The following is a 21,562-nucleotide window of genomic DNA, read 5'->3' on the forward strand; positions in this document are numbered from 1 at the left end:
TTCTCAGACAGAAGACGGCTTTTGAGCTATCGTATATACGTTTTAGCTTAAAGATACCGATATTCGTGTACCTTTCACGAATTTAGCAAATAAGTACCGAACAAGCGGCCCTACAATTAAGATCTGACCATTAAAAAAGTAAGCCGTCCCCAATCCATAAAGTGACATACAAAGAACCATTCCAATGACCATACAGCATGAAAGAGACAGAATCACAAATACCTTTTTAGAAATAAATTGGAAAACCATTACTTTTAGAGATATTGTGCCAATCAAGTCATTTGTATATAGATTATAAAGTGTCATGAATACGACCATCCCCAAGCACATCATTAAACCAAAATAAAAATTTTCTTTCTTCGTTGTTGGCAATTCCATTATCCCTTCTGTGTACCTTGGTAATTATATGAATAGTCGAAACCTCCACATAAGTGAACTTTATAGTAAACGCTTCCCTTTTTATATAAGAAATAGGCATCGTTTATCTCAACGATACCTTGGAATGTTGCAGTCATATCCCTCAATGATCTGCTTTTAAATCTAAGCCAAATCTCTTCAGCTCAATAAAAACACCTTCCAGTCGCTTCCCTTTTTCCGTTAACGAATATTCAACTCGCGGGGGAACCTCGGCATATACCTTTCTTTCTAACAGGCCGTTATCTTCAAGTTCCTTCAGGCGTAGGGAAAGCGTTTTGGGACTAATCCCCTTCATGGATTTCTGAAGTTGGCTGAATCTCAGTGTTCCTTCGATAAGCAGGTCACGGATGATTAAAAAAGTCCATTTCGTTCCGATCAAATCAAGTGTTTGGGCAATAGGACACGGCTTGCCTGGTATTCCTTTGGTCAATTCAATAGGTTCTTGGTCGTACATAGGAACTCCCCCAAAAATTATCTGTTAAACCCAATGGTATCACAATAGTTCCTTTTAGGAAACTATATGAATTAAATATCACTACTTCCCTAAATAAACTTGCTACATATACAATAACGTCGTAGCAAGTCATGTTTTCACTATTATGAGGAGGGAATCCATTTGCAAAACCAAAAGATTGTCATTATTGGTGGAAGCTCAGGTATTGGTTTAGAAACAGCTAAGCAAGTCATTTCGCTTGGAGCAAAAGTGGTAATCGCCAGCCGCTCGGAGGATAAATTGCACAAGGCCAAGGAAATGCTGGGCCCTCGTGCTGTAATACATGTGCTGGACACGTCAGATGAGCAGCAGGTAAAATCTTTCTTCGAAAAAGTCGGCCCCTATGATCATCTTATCGTTAGCGCGGCAGAAACATCAGGTGGCTCATTCCTTCAGTTGGAGACGGATCAAGCACGTAAGCTATTCGAAAACAAATTTTGGGGCCAGTATTATGCAGCTAAATACGGAGCCTCCCAACTCTCAACCGAGGGTTCCATCACCTTATTTTCGGGAGTCGTGGCATATAAGCCGATGATCGGCTCCTCTGCGCTCGGCGCTGTGAATGCAGCGGTTTCGAATCTTGGTCAAACCTTGGCATTAGAGCTTGCTCCCATCCGCGTGAATGTCGTCTCACCCGGCATTATTGATACACCTTCACGCAGCAAAATGCCTGATAATACGCGCAATCAATTCTATGATACAGTCGCGCATAAGCTCCCTGTGAAGCGAGTTGGACTTGCGGAGGATGTTGCACGAGGCGTACTTTATTTGATTCAAAATCAGTTTGTGACCGGAACCGTCCTTCATGTGGATGGCGGACACATTTTAACATAAAAGCTTCGTCTTAAATCTGTCAGTCATTTAACAAAAAAAATGGAGAACGCTCCCGTACCTTGGCTTGGGCGTTCTCCTCCTTTTCTTATCCATGAATGATTTCACAAACTTTATCCTAATGATGTATACGACGTTTGTTTCTCAAAATGTTGCGAATCATCTTGTGATTGGGGAGCTGCCTGAACAACATATGTCCGGGATGCGGGTTGGCCTCGATAATCCAGATTTGACCGCTCTTTTCAATAGCAAGATCGATGCCCAGCTCGCGAACCGGATGATTTTTATCTATCGTGTCGGCAATGATTCTAGAAAGCTCGATGATCTGGTCCAGAATTTCTTTCATTTTTATTCTGTCATTTTTAAAGACCCTTAAAAGCACTTTGGACAACGGCGCCGCATGTCCTCCCTTCCGATAGTTGGTAACGACTTTTCGAGGTGCAGCGACACGGCCGGTTATTCCTGAAATGACCCATTCCGATTCCGGTTTCTGCATATACACTCTGGCATCAAAAATCGAACCTTTGTACTTGGCTAACTTAAGTCCTTGCTGTACCAAATAACGACGATGAGGTCTCCGATAGGTTCTAACTGCTCTTCTTACGGCGTGAGATCTAACGATTCTGCGACTGGAACCACAACGAACCTCATATTTCCTCCCCAGCTTTTTTGCACGTATGATGCCAGTCCCTCCACTCCCATAATTAGGCTTGATGAAGACTGTGCGATAGGTATCCAGCATCCGTAAAGTCCTTGCATTACTAATCCAGCGGGTTTCGGGCAGGTGAGAACGTAAAATGGGATGTTGTTGCATTTCCTTGTATTGAATCATCTTTCCAATGGGCACGAATATCCCTCGATTCTGTTGGGTTTTTGCACACACTACATGAATATGCATCTATATTCTATCTTGGTAACGGCGAATGCCACAGTTTGCTATGAAGAGGCAAATCTCCTACTTTCTCAAGTCGAGTCTTCTTTGGTTTCAAGAGAGAGATGGACAATGTGTCTTTACATGACAAGATTATTGTAAATACCTATAAAGTTGATTCCAATAATATATTAGACCAATAACAATTCTGGATATATGATGTATTAAAAATAACGTGAGGAGGAACGTTAACATGTCTATTTATGACTTTCAAGCAACCTCAATTAATGGGGAACCGATTGAACTCTCAAACTATAGAGGTAAGATTCTCCTTATTGTAAACACTGCCAGCATGTGTAGCTTCTCCAGTCAATTCACTGATCTGCAAAAGCTCTACGAAAAACGGAGGGAACAAGGTTTTGAAATCCTTGCATTTCCTTGTAACCAATTCAATAAAAAAGAGCCGGGTAGCAATTCGGAGATTCAGGGAATTTGCCAAATTAACCATGGAGTAACCTTCCCACTATTTGAGAAGACGGATGTAAGAGGCTTATCTCCTCATCCTTTATTTCAATATCTGACCCAACAGGCACCGTTTAAAGGCTTCGATACCCAGACCAAAGACGGTCAATGGATGGAGGATTTCCTGCGGGATAGGTATCCAAAAATATACGCTGGCGACGGTATCAAGTGGAATTTTTCTAAATTCTTGGTCGATCGCGATGGCCAGGTAAAAGGAAGGTTTGAAGTAACAACGGAGCCCCACACCATTGATCCTGTCATCGAATCGCTATTGTAGTTTTTCTGTTCACTTCTTTGGATTCTTAAAAAAAGAGTATCAAATGACAAAAACGAATATTTGTCATTTGATACTCTTTATGTTATCCTGACTTCAAGGAGGTGACTCACACGGCACTTGACCGTGTCCCTATGGAAAAATCCTCAGATGTGCTAACCAAGGAACAGATTCTCATTGCTACTGAAGACACACTTAGGCGTTTTGGTGTAGCCAAAACCTCCGTAACCGATGTTGCCAAGGTATTGGGAGTAAGTCATGGTACCATTTACCGACACTTTAAAAGTAAAGCTGAGCTTCTTGAAGGCGTGACCGAAAAATGGCTGAATGAAAAGATTATCGCCCCGTTAACGGAGGTATGTCAGAATTCATCTATACTGGGAACGCCACATTTAAAACGATATATACAGACATTGGTTGAACTCAAACAGTATTATGCCCGCGACGACGAGGAAATGTTCGAGATGTATACGAGGGTCACCCAGCAAGCCGCTGATTTAATCGACCAGCATATCGCCCACATTGTGGATCAGCTCGCTGATATCATTGCACGCGGGGACATCATATCAGATCAGCCAGCCCAACTGGCGCGTACCCTTTTCTATGCCACAGCCCGTTTTCATCACCCCGCTCATGCTTACGAATGGAAGAGTCCTGTGATCAATCAGGAGTTTTCGGATGTGTGGACGCTTTTAGAAAAAGGAATCACTTAAAATAGATATAGAAAGAAGGCCCAAACACATATGAAGCATTTGGACGGAAAAACAGCAATTATCACCGGGTCCTCCAGAGGGATTGGACGTGCCATTGCTGAGCAACTGGCTGATCTGGGCGCTATTGTAGTAATCAATTATGCCAGCAGTCCGGACAAAGCCCAAGCAGTTGTGGAGAGCATTACTCAAAAAGGCGGCAAAGCCATAGCACTTCACGCTGATCTGGGCAAAATGAGTGATATTGAAGCATTATTTACAAATACGATTGCTAAATTCGGTAAAGTGGATATTCTGGTTAACAACGCTGGGATGATGATCACCCAACCTCTGGTTGAGGTAACCGAAGCTGATTTTGACCAACAATTCGCACTGAATGTAAAGGGCACTTTCTTTGCCTGTCAGCAAGCCATGAAATATATGGAGGACTACGGAAGAATTGTGAACCTGTCCACATCCGTAATCGGACAAATGTTCCCGGCATATAGCGTATACGCAGGTACCAAGGGCGCAGTGGAGCAATTTACGCGTCAGCTAGCCAAGGAGTTCGGAAGCAAGCAAATTACGATCAACGCCGTGGCTCCCGGTCCTGTGAACACCGAGCTTTTCCAAGCAGGAAAAACCGAGCAACAAATCGAAGGCATGAAAAAAATGAATGCTATGGGTCGGCTCGGCGAACCGGAAGATATCGCTGATGTGATTGAGTTCCTGGTCAGCGCCAAATCACAGTGGGTTACCGGGCAGACGATCCGCGTCAATGGCGGGTTTATCTAAAAGCTGGAATACATGGAATGGAGGCTGTTTACGTTCATGATATTACACAAAGGCGAGACCTTATTTCGACAAGGAGAATCCGGCCCTTTATATCACTTAAAGAGCGGCTTGTTAAAAATTGTCCGAGTCCATGAAGACGGCTCGCAAATTTTAGTTAATGTGATTGTGCCCGATGAAATCATCCCGCACCACTCCCTGATCAGCCCCAATCCTTATTATGGTACAGCCGTGGCGTTGGTAACCTCTGAGGTTGAGGTTTTGTCGCAAAAAGAATGGTATCAGGCGCTGGAGCAAGACCCAACTCAATGTCGGGCTATCGCTTTGCAGCTACAGGACAAGTTGCGCATGATGCAGCAACGAATTGACCAGCTCACCGAGGTGTCACCTGCCGAGAAGCTTCGGAAGCTTCAACGCTGGTTCCACTCCTACATCGCACCCGCCACGTTAACGGACGTGCTGACGCAGGAGGAAATCGGCCAGTTTATTGGACTGCGTCGGGAGACGATTAATCGGCTATTGCGTGCTTCAAGCGCTCCTTCTGCAAAAGATGATGACGATAATGCATCTCGATGAGCGAAAACCACTCTCCAGCATTCAGCGCGCCGAATCTGGGATGAGAGACGGTAGACGGCCCTGTAGATTTCCCAACGGTTGGCTCAATCTCTCTCATCTTGCGGATCACGACGTTTAATCCCTCCACAATTTCTTCTTTGCTAGTGGGTTGTTGGGGAGTGTACTGCGGGGATGGTGGAACTTGGATACGCATTGGTGGAAAGCTCCCCAGATTAAAAATGGCCGTGCCTGCCTCCGTTTTAACTCCGGTCTCCCCATTAGGCTGTAGACAAAGATCAATGTTCTTAAGATGCATATACAGTGCAGAGTTCACCAAATGAAGATACATTTGTCCAAGCGACCATTGACCCTCCTGAGGTGTGTACTGCAGTTGCTCCAAGCTAAAGCTGTCCAATTCAAGAAGATAGTGTTGTGCCGTTTCTTCGAAACGCTGTAATGTTTCAGTTGTATTCATATATTAATAATTGCCCCTCTCTATCAAAGTAGCTTTACTATACAAAAATGCTACTGACAGCATTATGTCAGTAGCATTTCAACATTTTTTCCACTTCCGTACGTATCCGCTCCCGGAGCGACTCAGGCTCCAGCACAACCATATCCGCACCCCATCCAAGTACCCATTGCAGTAATTCCTCCGGCTGTCTGACGCGGAAGAGTATATGCAGTCCATCTGCACGCTCCTCTATGGCCTCCATATAAAAGTTGTTCGCTTCCTTCACCTTATCTGCGATATCCAAACGTGCTAATATGCGAACAGTTACATGACGGTCATCGGTTTGCTTGTAATCCTGCAAATGAAAATCGACAGGCAACTGAAACCTGTCCTCCAGCACGATAAGCTCATCCATACGTGACAGACGGAAATGGCGAAGCTGCTGCCGCAATTCACATTGCCCAATTAACACCCAAGAACCACGGAGCAGTACAAGACCATAAGGAGCGACCACACGCACACTTTGACGATTCCCGTCAGCCTCTGGCATTCTTTTGGAGTAGCCAAACTGTACTTTCCGTTTTTCCAATACAGCGAGACGCAGCATTTCCAAATAGGTTTTCTCGCTATGGTTTGCCCCTCCACCCACCGCGAGCAGTCTGATGGTCGTACGCACCCGGGAGACTTCCCTGCGAACGTTCTCCGGTAATATGGCTTCAATCTTTCTGCGGGAAGCCTGCGCCTTGATACCGTAGTCTGTATCAAATTTTTGTTCGACAAAATCCGTTCCTATTAGCAACGCCACAGCCTCTTCTGCGGTAAAGCTCAGGGGGGGCAGGAAGTACCCCTCCATCAAGGAATATCCAATGCCCGGTGCTCCTACAATCGGTACGCCCGATTCACTTAGAGCCTGAATATCCCGATAGATGGTCCTCACACTCGTTTCGAATATGGCTGCCAAATCCTCAGCTCGTAAAATATCCTTACGCTGCAACTCTAGCAAGATCGCTAGCAAACGATCTGTTTTGTTCATACCACGGCCCCTCTCTAGAAGGATCTAAAATGCAGAAATACAAAAAAGCAATAAGGGCAGTACAGTCACTGCGACTTATTGCTCTTTTTTTCATACGGAAGTTACTTCATTACTTAAAAAATACTTTTTCGACGTTATATTTAGCCTTTTGTGTATTGATGATGTAGGTTTCATAGATTTCTCGCTCTACTGCATCTTCCACAATACAAACCTCAATAATCGCTACTTCATTTCGCTTGTCCTTGATCGGCGATACATTATCTTCAAAATGCTTTTTGATTCTTGGTCTTAGCTTTCTTGCTTTACCAACGAACAGCAATTCCTCCTGCGCATTGTAGAACATAAAGATACCCGCCTTATCTCTAGGGATCAGGTGAAAGTCGGTAAATCCGTAAATATTGCTGAGCTCAGGGTTAACCTGTTTGGTAATCGTGATATCCGGAGTTGGAATCGTTATATTAATCACTATGTCACTTCCTCATTCTATATAGGTGTAAATATTATCACAAATCCTGCGGTAACACCATTTAAGATCGTCAAAGGGAAGGACGAACGATGACAAATAACTCAGGCAGATACCGATGGACATTAAAAAAGATGACCCTGATGAATACACAGAGCCACCTTTTGATTGTCTATAGCTTCTTTCGTAATCTGTTCACGAGAGAAGGTACCGTCATTTTGTATCAACCGTTTTGGTAATCCGTAATGCGGTGATACATCGTTTTATCCTTCAGCTTACGGAAATGGGACCTTGCCGGAAAAAGATTAGCTTCAATAATCCCAATACGTCCTTTCCGGTCTATTCCAATGTCCAGTCCATATATACGGTGCCCCGGGAAAAAAGTGCTTAATCTCTTCGCGGAACGGATGGAAACACGATTAATATGGGACTCTAATGTACTGGCAGACAGGTGTCGAATGGAAGATTGTCGAATGCCGGATTTAAAATGGTGTAGTGTTCCCTTACTCCGTGTATTATTGGAAACAATATAGCCTTTGCCTGCAACTTTGATAACCTTGCCTGTGACTACCCATACAGATGAGTTAATTCTCCGTTGAATGATGACTCTCATATCAAAAGGGCGTTTGTTGATGGTCGGACGGGTAATTCTGCGTTGAACCATATAACTGGCGTTCCCGATTTTTCTTCTAATATAATGATACGTATTGGTTCTGCCCCGTACTAAAACTCTTTTATTCTCGTAGTGTACGATGTACTTATGGTTTCCTACCCAAGAGACCTGAAAGATCCCCCGACCACGACTCCCCCACACCGGTTTCACGATAACATGCCCATACTTGGAGAGAAGTTTCGAAAAATTATACCTGTCCAGGAGCTTCGTTTCGGGAACGTAAGACCTCAGAGACGCATGCCTTCTCAATAACAAATATTTGTACCACTTATCCTTTGCCGCTGATGCCATGGGACTCCACCTTTCTCATCCGCATTTTATGCTACTGAGATAGCGTTCAAGCAATTCCAAAAAAAACTCCATTTCCTTATACGTGATATCACCTATATTGGCAATCCGGAACGTATTTAGTTTCTCAAGTTTACCGGGATAGATCATAATGCCCTTGCTGTAAAAATAATCATGCATAGATTGAAAATCATAACCTGCACAATGAGGTTCAAGAATGGAAGTAATGATTTTGGAGTGATGCTCCTCGGGAATGATATAGGTTAGACCTAAGCGGGTTAAACCGTTAATTAAGGTTTTCCAGGATGTCGCGTACCTTTCGTACCTTTTGTCCACCCCCTCTTGCTTTAATTCCTCAATCGCTTGCCTAAGCGCATATAAGGTTTGGACTGGAGGCGTAAACCGCATCTGCCCATGTTCCACAAAATAGTTATATTGAGCATGCAAATTTAAATAATAGCTCCTTGGTTTCTGGCCTTTTAAATGCTCCAATTTGCTTTTTTCGGCTATCACAAACGAAACCCCGGGCATTCCCTGTAAGTTTTTGTTGGAGCTTGCCGCCAGGTAGGCAATGTTCATTTCCTTTAATTGAATTGGAATGGCCGCAAATGAACTCATGGCATCCACGATCATGTCGATTTGATACCTTTTGCACAATTCTCCGATATCCTTCACCTTGTTAAGCAGGCCAGTTGTCGTCTCGTGATGAACGACGGCCAGATGGGAGACGTTGCGTTCAGAAGATTGGATATACCTCTCTAATTCAGCCAAATCAATAGCATCATCGGGAGGACTTTTGAATTCAAAATAATCCACTCCATAAACCTTCGCTATCTCGCACATCCGTTTTCCATAAGCTCCATTGCTGACAATGATCACCGCATCGTGATTCGGCACCGAACTGATGATAGACTCCACCGCTGCAGTACCCGACCCGCCAAACAATACGGTCGCATAATGATCCGGGTTTGCGACCAGTCGGGTAAGCTCTGTAGAAATATACTCCATGATTTGACCAAACTCGGCTTCACGAGGACAAATATCCGGAACCACCTGTGACCATTTCACACTTTCTGTAGTCGTTGCCGGACCAGGGGTAAGCAAAATGTTTTTCTTGACGGGAGAACTCATGAACCGCCCACTCCCTTGCCCTTCAAAGGACTGTTATGAATAAATCGCTGCAGACGTTCCTTTACTTCATGAGGCTTCATATGCGGACGAGCAAGCTGATCCTTGGAATACTTGGATATTTTCAGGTACAAAAACGTAAGTCCTTTATCCACTTTCCATTCTTGTAAAAAGGCCTTCAGTTCCTCGAGACTGTGAACATAAATCGACTTCGTATACCCGCAGGAAGCGGCAATGTCTATGAAATCGACATTATGGGATACCGTACTCTGACCGCCTGTTGATTCATGAGCGTTATTATCGAGCAGAATATGAACCATATTAGCTGGATGATAATACCCATTGGTTGCCAGACTCCCCATACGCATCAACAGAGATCCGTCTCCGTCAATTACGACGATATCTTTGCTTGGTTGGCTCAAAGCCAAACCAAGTCCCAAGGAACCGATACATCCCATAGAGCCTACCATGTACAGGTTGTTAGCTGCATCTTCAATTTCATACAGCTCACGCCCGGTCTTACCAGTTGTTGCGAGCTGTATGGTATCGTCGTCTTTCATGGAGTTAATCGCAGATAATGCATCATACCGTGTAGGCATTTGATGGTCCGCATGACCATGCTGTCGGATCTGATTTAAATGAATGGAGGTTTGCAGTTTTTGCAATGGCTCTTTGTCGAACGTCCCTTTCTTCACGACAAAAAAGAACGAGCGACGCCGGGCAATTTGCTCATTAGCCTGGATCAGCTGATTTTTGGCCTCTTCTAAATCCTTGGAGAGATATTGCCATTCCACATTCATCACATCCAGCATTTGCGGTGTAATCCGGCCCATCAGTTCATGCTGGGGTTCGTCAGGTATCCCCGGTTCTCCGCGCAGGCTGACAAATCCAAGCAGCGGAATATGAAAAGGGTAATTAAGAGAGGTCAGTGGCGAAATAGCGTTGGTCAGCCCTGAATTTTGCATAAGGACTACCGACTTCTTCCCACCTATATAAGCTCCAGATGCAATGGCGACCGCATCCCCTTCGTTAGCCGCTGCAACATAATCGCATTCGTTTATCGCATAATTGATCAAGCTTTTCAAGAAAGAGCATGGCACACCGCTGAAAAAGGTAAAACCTAATTTTTTCAGCTCTTCTCCTAACAATTTCGTGTCCATTATACGTGCTCACCCGAATCCGGTTCTGACGATGGGAGGTATTTTCGTTCCGCAGCTTGCAGCTCCTCTACCCCTTGAAGCCGGAATACTTCTTCGAGGGTTGCGACGCTCTTTTCGATATGGACAAGGCTTTCATCCCGATAAATTCGGTCAGATAATTGTTTCATGGCTCGGATGGATGCTCTCAAATTATGGTTTGCCCAAATCACAAGGCTGATCCCCATCTCCTGAAACCTGACGGTTGGGGTTGTATAGTATTTGGTAGGTACGATCACTACCGGCAATCTTCCGGCCCATTCCTTCATGAACGCTTCAATCTCTGTGACATCCGATCTTTTACTGTGTATAAATACGGCATCGGCTCCTGCCTTCCGGTACGCCTCTGCCCGCTGCAGCGCCACTTTAAGCCCTTTCCCGGCAATAAATGCCTCTACTCTGGCCACCACCGTAAAATCCGCGTCCGTTTGCGTATCTTTCATTGCTTTAATTTTCCCGGAAAACTCTTCGATATCAGCCAAGGTCTGCCCTTGACCGTTAATGAAAGAATTCATTTTGGGGAACCGCTTATCTTCGATGCATACCCCAGCAATATGACGTTGTTCCAGCTTCTTTACCAGCCGCCTTGCATTATTGAAATTGCCGTACCCCGTATCTCCGTCCAGCAAAATCGGGATGGAGGTAGCGTCACTCATGAATTCCAAAACATCCAATACCTGCGTCCAGGAGGCCTCATTGTTGTCTCTGACTCCCATCGCTGCAGAGATGGATAACCCGCTGGCCCAAATTCCTTTAAACCCCGCCTCCTCCACAATTTTGGCTGACAGACCATTATGAGCTTCCATGATAAACTCCAGTTTTTGAGAATGGACCAACTCTCTTAGCTGCTTTGTTTTTTTCATTGAGACTTTCTCCTTCTCCCCTAAAAATAATGTGCAAGGAATCTACTTCCAAATAATACTCTTGTTTCTCATGATCGTGTTGATCATAGTAGGATCGGGAAGCTGAGTAAATAGCATATGTCCAGGGTGTGAATTGGCCTCTATAATCCAAATATGGCCTTTTTTATCTATGGCAATATCGACCCCCAATTCGCGAACCGGATGCCGTTTATTAATCGTTTTGGCAATGATGACGGATAGCTTAGAGATTCTATGATAATAGGCATCTGCTTTCGTACGGTTGTGCTTAAAAAGGCTGAATAGCACTCGATGCAAAGATACTGCATGCCCTCCTTTAAGATAATTGGTAACATATTTATGAGGTGCCGCAACACGGGCGGCCGCTCCGGAAATTACCCATTTTCTCCCTGGTTTCTGTAAATATATCCTGGTGTCAAAAATCGACCCGTGGTACTTAGCCAACCGAAGTCCTTTCTGTACCAAATACCGGTGTCTGGATTTCCGGTATGACTTAATTGCTTTTAAGACAGAACGAGATCCAACAAACTTTCGACTTGAACCGCTACGAACCTCATATCCTTTCTTCAATCTCTTGACCCGGATGATCCCGCTGCCACCACTCCCGTGATTGGGTTTTATGAAGACCGATGAATAGGTATTCAGCATCCGCGAGGTCCTTGAATCCGTAAACCAGTGGGTTTCAGGTAAATGCGGACGCAAAACGGGATGTTGCAACATTTCTTTATGCTTTTTCATTTTTCCAATAGGCACTTGTCATCCCTCTTATCTTTTTGGGTTTCTGCGCATACAGTATGCATATGCATCCAGATCCCCTTCTGCGTGGGCCGCTACCTCTGCTAGAAACCAAGATTTATGTTACAAAAAGGCATGTCCCAGCTGTTATAAATACCACCCCCCCTAGGAGACACCCTTTTGGACAGACTCGGGGTTCGGACCACAGAAAATAGGCTGTCACCAAATAATAAAAGCTCCGCAACCTCTTTCGGTAGCGGAGCTTTTATTATTTGGTGACACAGCCTGCTATTGTGCCAGGTGATATATGACTTTTAGCCGAATAGCTGCTTGGCTAATTATCGATCCCCCGGGACGGTTCCGCCGTTTTTCCCACCATTTTTTCCAGCACCCAGACAAGTCCCCCCACTGCAAGGCTAGCGATGACCGCCATAATCGCCGATCCGCCAGCATGCAGCAGCAGCACGGGAACCCACAGCAGCCCGAGCGAACGATGCACAGTCCGCATCCACTTGTTACGAACTTTGTTAATGAAGAAGCCATACCCGGCGATCGCCAGCAGAATGACAAATCCCGCAATCCCGGTATAGGTTTTGTTATCTTGAAGCTTGGTAATCAAAAAATAAATACCATGAACGGCAATCAGGATCAAGGTCGCCCAACCCAGCAGTTTATGCATAGAGTGTAACAATTCCCCAGTCTTTCTAACCAACATCGATGGCGATCTCAACTTCTTCTTAAACCAGAACCAAGAGAAGGTCGCAGCCCCAAGGAACACGGAGATAGTACCCGAAGTCTTGAATAATTCCCCGTTGCCTCCACCTCCTTTTTCACCGGGACGTCTGCCCATGTGCCCTGGCACATTGCTTACCTCGCCTCCCGGCGGTCGCAGGCCAGGTCCGCCCCCGGAAACCGAAGGCATGTAGTAATAGTAGATTACGAGCAGAGCTGCTACCGTAACTGCGATGATTGCCGGAATCCAAACGGTCTTTTTCGTTTTCATTAGTTATGCATCCTCTCCGGGAAAATTGCCTTGATTGTACCCGGTCAAGCTGAAAACAGGATTAAAGCTAGCTGAAAGTATTCCTTTTACCTCAGTCAGTATCGAGGGTGGTTGCAATAACGTTAATACAGGCAACCGTAACAGATAGAAAATCTATGAATTCCCTACTATGCGAGCACGCCGGTTTCCGTTACAATATGTCAGTGTGATTCTGGCATCGGCAGATTGACGCGTACTTGAATATTATTGGAGGCTTCTATTTTTTCATGCAAAATGAATCTCATTCTAATGTAAAAATCATAACGGCCGATCCGAGTGCGATTGGCCTGTTTGGCTTGGCTATTGTAACGCTTGTGGCTTCATCCCAAAAGCTTGGCCTCACCGAAGGCTTAAGCTTCATCATCCCTTGGGCTATATTTCTCGGTGCTTTTGCACAGCTATTTGCCTCCATTCAGGATGCAAAACATAACAACACCTTCGGCATGACGGCATTTGGTGCTTACGCCTTCTTCTGGTTGGCCGTAGCCAGTAGCTGGATGATTAAAATGGGCGTATTCGGCTCAGAGCTGGCATCTGCTGTAGATGGCAAACAGCTCGGCTTTGCCTTTGCGGGCTATCTCATCTTTACGCTTTTCATGACCATTGGAGCGATGGAGACGCATAAGGTTTTATTCTTTATTTTTGTGTTGATTGATTTTCTATTCCTCGGTCTTAGCTTCGATGCATTTGGCGTTGCCCCAGAGGTGTTCCATACCATCGCCGCTTATGCTGAAATGGGCATTGGTCTGCTCTCACTGTATGGTACAGGAGCTGCCGTTCTGAATGCTCATTTTGGCCGTACATTCCTGCCCGTCGGGCGTCCTTTCGGCATTTTCAAGCCACGTCCTTAGCTGTATATGTAAACCCACAAAGCCGCCTTTCGCGCCGATCCGCGTTAAGGACGGCTTTGTTTCTTTTCCATCACTCCCTCCTGTATCAAAAAAGGACTAAAGAGAGTCGTTTAGTGAATATAAAAGCCCACAATGATAACAATATACATAAATTGTAATCAAAGGGGTATTTGTAAAAATGACGCAAAGCAAATCTCATACCACATTCCCGCAATATCCAGAATCGTATTGGTTAGCTTCAACTGACGTCCCCAACTTTCCCAAGCTTAGTGAAGATATTCAAGTGGATGTTGCCATTGTAGGTGCGGGGATTACTGGCATTACCACTGCTTATTTACTTTCTAAAAAAGGACTAAACGTCGCCGTCGTCGACGCAGGGCGGATACTTCATGGGACAACCGGTCATACAACCGCCAAAATTACCGCACAGCATGATTTGATCTACAGCGAGTTTATTTCACATTTTGGCAAGGAAAAAACCCGGCTCTATTACGAAGCCAACCACAACGCTCTTCAATTTATCAAACAAACGGTAGAAGAGTTTAATATCGATTGTCAATTTACAGAAGAAGATGCCTACGTTTATACATGTGCAGATACGTATGTGGAAAAAATCTCCGCCGAATATAAAGCCTACGAGGAACTTGGCATCCCGGGAAGTTATATCGAACAAACGCCTCTGCCGTTTTCAACTAAAGCAGCTATTATGATGAATAACCAAGCTCAGTTTAATCCAGTACCTTTCTTAAGATATTTGGCAAACCAAGTCATCCGTCAGGGCGGGAAAATTTATGAGCAAACCACCGTTGTAGATGTAGAAAAAGGAACCCCTGCCATCATTACAACAAGCGACGGAAAGAAAATCACCTGCAACCATGTCGTATCCTCCACGCATTTTCCATTCAATGATCCAAACGGTCTTTATTTTGCGCGATTGCATGCCGAGCGGTCTTATGTACTAGCAGTCAAAACCGATAAAATTTATCCGGGTGGTATGTATCTAAGTGCGGAAACCCCGAAACGTTCGCTTCGCTCCGTATTGGTTAACGGAGAACCGATGGTTATTGTCGGTGGGGAAGGCCACAAAACAGGACAAGGAATCTGTACTTTCCAGTACTATGAAGCTTTACAAAAGTTCGCAGAGCAAACATTTGGATTAAAGGAGATCGTTTATCGCTGGTCGGCCCAAGACTTGTATACGCTAGACAAGCTCCCTTATATTGGGCAGGAACTATCCAACACTTCTAACATCCTCGTTGCTACGGGGTATAGAAAATGGGGGATGACCACAAGTGTAGCGGCAGCTTTATTAAATACGAATCTGATTACCAGAGAGGAAAGCCCCTACCAGGAACTTTTCTCCCCTTCAAGGTTCCATATGGACCCTGACATTAAAACATTTGTGACTCAAAATGCGAATGTGGCTAAACATTTGATTGCTGGGAAATTGGGGATCAACTACAAAAAAGCCGAAGAACTGCAGCATGACGAAGGGGCGGTCATCCGGGTAAACGGCAAAAGAGCGGGCGCATACCGAGACCCACAAGGAGCATTACACCTAGTGGACACAACATGCACCCATATGGGTTGCGAAGTCGAGTGGAATGAGGCGGAAAGAACATGGGATTGCCCTTGTCATGGCTCACGCTTTTCATATCAGGGCGAAGTCATTGAAGGACCGGCAAAAAAATCGCTTGGCAAGGTTGAAGTCAACAAGAGCCCTACATGAAGAGCTACATCCCGGTAACCCAACCTTTTCATAGCTCTGAATAAACATAGTTACGCTGGACAACATACCTTTGAGAATCATAAAAGAAAGGTGATCCTATGATAAGCCAACAGTCTGCATTAGCGGCGCATGAGTCTCTAGAAATCCACGAAGCGCTAAATTTCAAAACGTTATGCTTAGCCAAGTCCAAATTAATGCAAGGCTTAGTATTCGATCAAGAGCTAAAGGATTTAATGGAAAAAGATGTTCAGCAATCTAATGTATGAGCTGATTGATACGGGAAAGGTGGACCCAGGAGACGTTGTTACACACGTCATTCTGTTAAGCGACGCCAAACGTGGATATGAAATTTTCGATACCAGACAAGACAATTGCATCAAAGTGGTACTTAAACCTTAACTATATATTTAGAATGGAGGTAAACGTCATATAGTGTATGGCCTGCATGAAACCCTTGAAGTCCATGAACTGTCAGCGTTCAAGGCAGTATGTCTTACCAAGTCCAAAACAATGCAAGCATTAATCTCTGATCCGACTCTCAAAGCTATATTACAGCAGGATGTTGACTTATCAACCCGCCAATTACAAGAACTCGGCACCCTCTTAGATCAAGCCATTTCACAGGAGGTTAAGCCATGAATACACTGTTGGAGCATTTGACCGGACTGCATACCTTAACGGACCAAGTCATTGCAGCCGATTTTCTGAACGCGGCCAAAAGCGGTGTGAGAAATTACGCTATGGCCGTAACAGAAGCGGGAACTCCAGAAATTAAGGCAATTCTTACAAAGCAACTGGATGAAGCCATTGATACGCATGAGCAAATTTCCACGTACATGATTGAACGCGGCTGGTATCACCCTTGGAACGTAAAAGAGCAGCTTTCGATGGATCTGCAAAATATCAATACTGCATTGCAAGCTCCCGTTTTATAAAAAGATAACTTTGGCCGTTTTTTTGCTCGTTGGACGTCTCTTATAAAAAGTACGTTCTTGCTTATCTATGAAACCCGCAAAGCCGTCTTTCACGCCGATCCGCGTGAAAGACGGCTTTTGGTTTTATCTCATTATCTTCATTATTCAGCTTGCCAATTCGGCATCCGCTCTGCAGGATAACGAAGGCCTGCTGCCATTCCTTTGGGGATGATTGCGTTAATAGTCTCCATTTCTTCTGCGGACAAAACCACATCAACGGCTCCTGCATTTTCCTCTAGATACGTAATCCGCTTGGTTCCTGGAATCGGTACAATTCCCTCTTGCGCAAGCAGCCATGCCAACGCCAGTTGAGAAGGTTTGACCCCTTTTTGAGCAGCGAGATCCTTAATATGCTTCACGAGATCCAGATTTTTTTGGAAATTCTCAGGCTGAAAGCGCGGTACGGTACGACGAAAATCATCTTCTGCAAAATCATCAAACTTCTGAATTTGCCCGCTCAAAAAGCCGCGTCCCAGTGGACTGTAGGCCACAAACTCGATGCCCAGCTCCCTACACGTCGGTATAACTTCATCTTCCGCTTCCCGGCTCCATAAGGAATACTCCGTTTGCAGAGCTGTAATCGGATGTACCTTGTGAGCCCGTCGAATGAGTGCAGGAGAAGCCTCGGACAGCCCCAAATAGCGGACTTTTCCTGCCTGAACCAAGTCACTCATCGCGCCAACCGTTTCCTCGATAGGTACATTCGGATCGACACGGTGCTGGTAGTACAAATCAATCACATCTACTCCCAGTCTTTGCAGGCTGCGGTCACATGCCTCTTTTACATATTCAGGACGGCCGCTGACACCCAGGAATCCCCCATCTTCCCCACGCATAATGGAAAATTTAGTAGCCAATATGACTTCGTCACGGCGGCTCCGCAAAACTTGGCTAATCAGTTTTTCATTTTTCCCCACACCGTAGACATCGGCCGTATCCCAGAAGTTGATCCCTAGCTCCAGCGCACGATGAAGCGTTTTGATCGACTCCTGATCATTCAACTCACCGTAATATTCGGACATACCCATGCAGCCCAGACCCAGTGCAGATACTTGAAGGTCACTGTTACCCAGTTGTTTCTTTTTCAATTTCTATCACTCCTCAATTGTCAGAATAGTCATCGCATTTCCTAATCACTACGTCACATTCCGTATATTACTACTTAAAGTTAACTTGAAGTCAAGCATTGTCTTGTATACGCTATTTCAGATTTTTTTAGAAAAATTTGATTTCCGGGTTGTAAGAGGCAGCTGTAAATTGCCTATATATATGAGAAACGAATTATCGCGCGAGATTCAGTTTCAAAATCATCTAATTGGAGGTTTAACATGCCCGCAAACTACACTTACACCAAAACGTCCGATGGTTTCCATGTGATCATCACACCAGCTTCGAATATTCAAAATAAAAATATTCGAAGCCGGATTACGCAGCAAACCGATTATGGGATTAATGGGGGCTTTTTTAACCCGATCAGCACCACAAAGCCTCCGACTCAAGGTTTATCCATTGCGGTGACACCTAATAACACGCACGATATTAAGGCAAATGCCAAGGAGAATAGTCGGGGTACTGCATTTATTTTTACGGAAAGCAACAAAACAAAAATAGGGATTACCCGTACTTCAAGTGTAACGGATCTCAAAAAACAAATGGGAACAGCAATTAAGTACAAATCCATTATTAGCGGCGGTAGTCTGTCACTGAAGAATGAGGAAGAAGTATGGCTCAAGGAGCTGAAAGAGATTGAAAACTTCGATTTGAACGGAACCTTGCGGTACACGGAAGCCACGGGGCGGACAGGCCTGGGCTTCAAAGTCGTGAATAATATTTGGCAGGTCTACCTGGTTGTTCATGAAAATGCGACGCTAAAACAACTTCGCAATTATTTTATCAAACAGGATTGCTTTGAAGCCATTCTTCTTGATGGTGGGGGCTCGTCCGGTATTCAAGTCAAAAACTCTGCAGGTACAATGGTTAAGTATGAGCAAACACGTTACATCTACAACATGGTAAAACTCATTAATATCACCTAAGCCTTATAATATGACGTGCTTTTATAGGAGTAAGGGGGCCTTACCGGCCTCCTCTACAATTCATCCAGCACGACCATTTCCAATGCCAGGAAAACAGGTGTTACAGGGTACACATAAGAAACCTCAATGGGTTGCCCCACCTGTAATTCTTCTGGATTGATTAATTGCCTCCGCTGACCATCCATCTGCTTATAAATATGTGTATCTGGGATAGATATATAGACCGATTGGATAGGTTTTTCCGTTGGATCATCACTTTGGGGTAGTTCTTTAGCAAATTGAACAGGCTGTTCAAATCGGATCAAATAGTCCATGGTTGGGGCTGCTAATGGTTGTTCTACTTCTTTTTTAATCCTTTCAATCCTTTCAATTTTGGCACGCCCTGTGTATACCGTTGTGCTTTCCAGACGATCTAAGTCAAAAATAGATTGAACCACCGCTCCATTAGATTCGTTAACCGGCGTAGCCGATTTTGTTGTAGAACATGCTGGCAATAAAGCTGCCGCAAGCAAGACAAGAACAAGGGCAGAAACTCTATTTTTCATAAGTGATCCTTCCTAATCTGGTTTATAGAATATGTTCACTATTAAGACGCGGACAGGAACAATTTGGTTGCTTTAGTTTGTATTTATCATTACATTTTGAAAGGTGTGCAATTATATGTTAAAAAAACTCGGTTTGGCAGTTCTCGCTGCATCAACACTTTTAGTGGGAAGCTCCATTACAGCAAGCGCTGATTCTACTGTAAATTACGATCATTTGCTCTCGGCAGGGACCACTAACGCTTTCCTGGCCATGGAAGATGGATCTTCATTTTATGCAACTGGAAGTAACAGTAATGGCAAGCTCGGCGTAGGCGATGGCGGAGGGAATAATAAAACAAGTCCGATGCAAGCAGATGTATCTGATATCGCCATGATTGATGCTGGTGACTTGCATTCAACCTTGCTCAAAAAAGATGGAACCATCTGGTCTTGGGGCTTTGCAAGTTACGGTGAGCTAGGGACAGGGAATAAGAGGGATACGGCAAGAGTACCTGTTAAAAACAAATATATTGATAATGTTAAGGAAGTGAGAGCAGGAGGTCAATTTACGCTTGCGCTCAAAAATGACGGCACAGTGTGGGCTTATGGAGAAAACAACTTTGGACAGCTGGGGATTGGGACAAAAGGAGTTTCTGCCTTTTCCGTTAAGCCTGTCCAGGTACAAGGTTTGGAGGATATTGTAGCCATTGATGCTGGTGACAGTTTTAGCGCAGCCCTAGACAAAAATAATCAGCTATGGGTATGGGGACGCGGTTATGATGGCGCACTGGGACAGGACGACAAAGAAAACCAGCTTACCCCTGTTCAATATCGAATTGATGATATCAAAACTTTTACAGCCGGAGCAGACCGCATTTATGTTTTAACGAATAGCGGAGAAGTGTACGCTTCCGGCAGCAACACTTCTGGAAAGCTTGGGGATGGAACCTCTACTTTTAGAAGATCACCCGTATTGATTAATATTTCCGATGTAAATAGACTGAAAGCAGGTAAAACCCAAACTTTTGCACTTAAAAATGACGGAACTCTTTGGGGATGGGGAACCAATAATGATGGGCAGGTAGGTGACGGGACCGATGTATTTTCTATTAAAGTCCCTACTCAAGTTGTAGATGAAATGAATACGCCACTTACTGATGTAGTAGCATTCAGTGCAGCAGGAACCCACTCCCATGCTTTGACAGCGGATGGAACGGTCTGGTCTTGGGGATATAACAAAAACGGCGAACTAGGAATTGGGAATACCAAGCAACAAAATTCAGCCACAAAATCGAATTTCCCGAATCCATTTTCCAAATAAGCTCCGTTCTCTCCAACCCCAAAAAGGCAATAAGGGCAGTTCAATCAACTGCTCTTATTGCTCCTTATTTTCATATAGAAGCTACTTTATTACAAATAAAACTATGATTATGTATGAACAGAAGCGCTTCAGTTGCTTCTGGACGGTAGGGGAATTCATTTACAAAGCTAAGGCCTCTTCCGTAATCTTTTTGATATCAATGGATGAGGGTGTTTCTTCCTTGACCATATCCGGCAGGATATTTTCCAAAAAATAATCAACGCAGTGTAATTGAATATTTTTAATTTTCACAAGTGCATTACGATACATGACTATAAATTCCTTTTCAGTATTGCCCCGCTGAAGCTCAGCAAATGCTTCGTACACCTGATCCATTTTGTCCGCAACTTCAAGGATTAAACCTTCTACAGAATCATCTTTACCTTCCCTTAGCTGTTTGCGAAAAATGGCTTTAAAGTCTTCAGGAATATTCTCTTCAATAAAATACTCAATCATACCTTCTTCGACCTGCTGGATTAATAGCCGTAGTTCCTTAGAGGAATGCTTAACTGGCGTTTTGATGTCTCCAATAAAAATCTCCCCGTAATCGTGGCTGCTCGTAATCTCGTATAGCTTTTTCCAGTCAATACTGACACCATTTCTTTCTTCAATATCAGCTAGCGTCTTGGCATATTGCACCACTTTCCAGGAATGTGCCGATACGCTGTGTTCCTCAAATTTAAACTTACCCGGACAACGGATGATTCTTTCCAACTCATTTAGCGACCGAAAATACGTGTGAATTCCCATC

25 protein-coding genes and 2 pseudogenes are annotated in these 21,562 nt (G+C 44.4%); 13 read left to right on the plus strand and 14 right to left on the minus strand.

Annotated elements, in window-relative coordinates; genetic code table 11:
* Positions 1–520: 520 nt before the first annotated feature.
* On the minus strand, positions 521–871 hold the full coding sequence (locus T3H97_RS25585; protein WP_250240928.1) for a winged helix-turn-helix transcriptional regulator: 351 nt from the start codon (positions 869–871) through the stop codon (positions 521–523).
* A 162-nt stretch (positions 872–1,033) separates the two neighbouring features.
* Here T3H97_RS25585 and T3H97_RS25590 point away from each other — a divergent pair, with 162 nt between their 5' ends.
* Positions 1,034–1,744: an SDR family oxidoreductase gene (locus tag T3H97_RS25590; protein WP_328801280.1), complete on the plus strand. Its 711-nt coding sequence runs from the start codon at positions 1,034–1,036 to the stop codon at positions 1,742–1,744.
* A gap of 115 nt (positions 1,745–1,859) precedes the next feature.
* Here the strand turns inward: T3H97_RS25590 and T3H97_RS25595 are convergent, their stop codons facing one another.
* Positions 1,860–2,588, minus strand: a complete 729-nt coding sequence (locus tag T3H97_RS25595) for a YheC/YheD family protein (protein WP_328801281.1) — start codon at positions 2,586–2,588, stop codon at positions 1,860–1,862.
* A 277-nt stretch (positions 2,589–2,865) separates the two neighbouring features.
* Between T3H97_RS25595 and T3H97_RS25600 the strand changes: the two genes are divergently transcribed.
* From T3H97_RS25600 to T3H97_RS25615, 4 genes are all read left to right on the plus strand, one after another.
* The gene (locus T3H97_RS25600; protein ID WP_328801282.1) at positions 2,866–3,411 is read left to right on the plus strand and encodes a glutathione peroxidase; all 546 of its coding nucleotides are present in this window, start codon (positions 2,866–2,868) and stop codon (positions 3,409–3,411) included.
* Positions 3,412–3,542: 131 nt separating this feature from the next.
* Entirely contained in the window at positions 3,543–4,121 is a 579-nt protein-coding gene (locus tag T3H97_RS25605; RefSeq protein ID WP_328801283.1) for a TetR/AcrR family transcriptional regulator, read from the plus strand.
* A 30-nt stretch (positions 4,122–4,151) separates the two neighbouring features.
* Positions 4,152–4,892: an SDR family oxidoreductase gene (locus T3H97_RS25610; RefSeq protein ID WP_328801284.1), complete on the plus strand. Its 741-nt coding sequence runs from the start codon at positions 4,152–4,154 to the stop codon at positions 4,890–4,892.
* Positions 4,893–4,928: 36 nt separating this feature from the next.
* Positions 4,929–5,465 (plus strand): Crp/Fnr family transcriptional regulator, encoded by a 537-nt coding sequence (locus tag T3H97_RS25615; RefSeq protein WP_103047147.1) that lies wholly within the window; start codon positions 4,929–4,931, stop codon positions 5,463–5,465.
* Here the strand turns inward: T3H97_RS25615 and T3H97_RS25620 are convergent.
* The 9 genes from T3H97_RS25620 to T3H97_RS25660 all read right to left on the minus strand — a co-directional run bounded on the left by T3H97_RS25620 (position 5,398) and on the right by T3H97_RS25660 (position 13,298).
* Positions 5,398–5,919 carry a DinB family protein gene (locus T3H97_RS25620; protein ID WP_081330704.1) on the minus strand — a complete coding sequence of 174 codons (522 nt, stop codon included), beginning with the start codon at positions 5,917–5,919 and terminating at the stop codon, positions 5,398–5,400. The two genes, T3H97_RS25615 and T3H97_RS25620, sit on opposite strands and share 68 nt — an antisense overlap.
* Before the next feature lie 67 nt (positions 5,920–5,986).
* Positions 5,987–6,931 (minus strand): helix-turn-helix transcriptional regulator, encoded by a 945-nt coding sequence (locus T3H97_RS25625; protein ID WP_328801285.1) that lies wholly within the window; start codon positions 6,929–6,931, stop codon positions 5,987–5,989.
* 109 nt (positions 6,932–7,040) lie between these two features.
* Positions 7,041–7,397, minus strand: a complete 357-nt coding sequence (locus T3H97_RS25630; RefSeq protein WP_328801286.1) for a nucleotide excision repair endonuclease — start codon at positions 7,395–7,397, stop codon at positions 7,041–7,043.
* Between the two features lie 220 nt (positions 7,398–7,617).
* Positions 7,618–8,358: a YheC/YheD family protein gene (locus T3H97_RS25635; RefSeq protein ID WP_328801287.1), complete on the minus strand. Its 741-nt coding sequence runs from the start codon at positions 8,356–8,358 to the stop codon at positions 7,618–7,620.
* A 15-nt stretch (positions 8,359–8,373) separates the two neighbouring features.
* Positions 8,374–9,486 carry a 2-aminoethylphosphonate aminotransferase gene (locus T3H97_RS25640; RefSeq protein WP_328801288.1) on the minus strand — a complete coding sequence of 371 codons (1,113 nt, stop codon included), beginning with the start codon at positions 9,484–9,486 and terminating at the stop codon, positions 8,374–8,376.
* On the minus strand, positions 9,483–10,643 hold the full coding sequence (gene aepY, locus T3H97_RS25645) for a phosphonopyruvate decarboxylase (RefSeq protein ID WP_328801289.1): 1,161 nt from the start codon (positions 10,641–10,643) through the stop codon (positions 9,483–9,485). The genes T3H97_RS25640 and aepY overlap by 4 nt, the downstream gene beginning before the upstream one ends.
* Positions 10,643–11,542: a phosphoenolpyruvate mutase gene (gene aepX / locus T3H97_RS25650; RefSeq protein WP_328801290.1), complete on the minus strand. Its 900-nt coding sequence runs from the start codon at positions 11,540–11,542 to the stop codon at positions 10,643–10,645. The genes aepY and aepX overlap by 1 nt, the downstream gene beginning before the upstream one ends.
* A 42-nt stretch (positions 11,543–11,584) precedes the next feature.
* Positions 11,585–12,313, minus strand: coding sequence for a YheC/YheD family protein (locus T3H97_RS25655; protein ID WP_328801291.1), 729 nt, complete (start codon positions 12,311–12,313; stop codon positions 11,585–11,587).
* 316 nt (positions 12,314–12,629) lie between these two features.
* Entirely contained in the window at positions 12,630–13,298 is a 669-nt protein-coding gene (locus T3H97_RS25660) for a hypothetical protein (RefSeq protein WP_328801292.1), read from the minus strand.
* 266 nt (positions 13,299–13,564) lie between these two features.
* On the opposite strand from T3H97_RS25660, the gene T3H97_RS25665 reads away from it, so the two are divergent.
* The 6 genes and pseudogenes from T3H97_RS25665 to T3H97_RS25690 all read left to right on the plus strand — a co-directional run bounded on the left by T3H97_RS25665 (position 13,565) and on the right by T3H97_RS25690 (position 16,852).
* Entirely contained in the window at positions 13,565–14,188 is a 624-nt protein-coding gene (locus tag T3H97_RS25665; protein WP_069290703.1) for an acetate uptake transporter, read from the plus strand.
* 178 nt (positions 14,189–14,366) lie between these two features.
* Positions 14,367–15,917 (plus strand): FAD-dependent oxidoreductase, encoded by a 1,551-nt coding sequence (locus T3H97_RS25670; protein ID WP_328801293.1) that lies wholly within the window; start codon positions 14,367–14,369, stop codon positions 15,915–15,917.
* A gap of 98 nt (positions 15,918–16,015) precedes the next feature.
* Positions 16,016–16,174: pseudogene (locus T3H97_RS25675) on the plus strand (spore gernimation protein GerQ); the annotation flags it as partial.
* 1 nt (position 16,175) lies between these two features.
* Positions 16,176–16,316 (plus strand): annotated as a pseudogene (locus T3H97_RS25680) (glutathione-dependent formaldehyde dehydrogenase); the annotation flags it as partial.
* A gap of 30 nt (positions 16,317–16,346) precedes the next feature.
* The gene (locus T3H97_RS25685) at positions 16,347–16,556 is read left to right on the plus strand and encodes a hypothetical protein (protein ID WP_061829795.1); all 210 of its coding nucleotides are present in this window, start codon (positions 16,347–16,349) and stop codon (positions 16,554–16,556) included.
* On the plus strand, positions 16,553–16,852 hold the full coding sequence (locus T3H97_RS25690) for a spore coat protein (RefSeq protein ID WP_025719163.1): 300 nt from the start codon (positions 16,553–16,555) through the stop codon (positions 16,850–16,852). Before T3H97_RS25685 ends, T3H97_RS25690 begins: the two co-directional genes overlap by 4 nt.
* A 140-nt stretch (positions 16,853–16,992) precedes the next feature.
* On the opposite strand, the gene T3H97_RS25695 is transcribed toward T3H97_RS25690, so the two are convergent.
* Positions 16,993–17,979, minus strand: a complete 987-nt coding sequence (locus T3H97_RS25695; protein WP_328801294.1) for an aldo/keto reductase — start codon at positions 17,977–17,979, stop codon at positions 16,993–16,995.
* Between the two features lie 240 nt (positions 17,980–18,219).
* Here T3H97_RS25695 and T3H97_RS25700 point away from each other — a divergent pair, with 240 nt between their 5' ends.
* Positions 18,220–18,927 (plus strand): phosphodiester glycosidase family protein, encoded by a 708-nt coding sequence (locus T3H97_RS25700; RefSeq protein ID WP_328801295.1) that lies wholly within the window; start codon positions 18,220–18,222, stop codon positions 18,925–18,927.
* Positions 18,928–18,980: 53 nt separating this feature from the next.
* Here the strand turns inward: T3H97_RS25700 and T3H97_RS25705 are convergent, their stop codons facing one another.
* The gene (locus T3H97_RS25705) at positions 18,981–19,472 is read right to left on the minus strand and encodes a hypothetical protein (RefSeq protein ID WP_328801296.1); all 492 of its coding nucleotides are present in this window, start codon (positions 19,470–19,472) and stop codon (positions 18,981–18,983) included.
* Between the two features lie 115 nt (positions 19,473–19,587).
* Here T3H97_RS25705 and T3H97_RS25710 point away from each other — a divergent pair, with 115 nt between their 5' ends.
* Positions 19,588–20,772, plus strand: a complete 1,185-nt coding sequence (locus T3H97_RS25710) for an RCC1 domain-containing protein (RefSeq protein WP_328801297.1) — start codon at positions 19,588–19,590, stop codon at positions 20,770–20,772.
* A gap of 159 nt (positions 20,773–20,931) precedes the next feature.
* Here the strand turns inward: T3H97_RS25710 and T3H97_RS25715 are convergent, their stop codons facing one another.
* Positions 20,932–21,561: a YfbR-like 5'-deoxynucleotidase gene (locus T3H97_RS25715; protein ID WP_025719170.1), complete on the minus strand. Its 630-nt coding sequence runs from the start codon at positions 21,559–21,561 to the stop codon at positions 20,932–20,934.
* Position 21,562: the final 1 nt, after the last annotated feature.

This window comes from Paenibacillus sp. LX16 (assembly GCF_036252815.1).
Taxonomy (GTDB): domain Bacteria; phylum Bacillota; class Bacilli; order Paenibacillales; family Paenibacillaceae; genus Paenibacillus; species Paenibacillus polymyxa_B.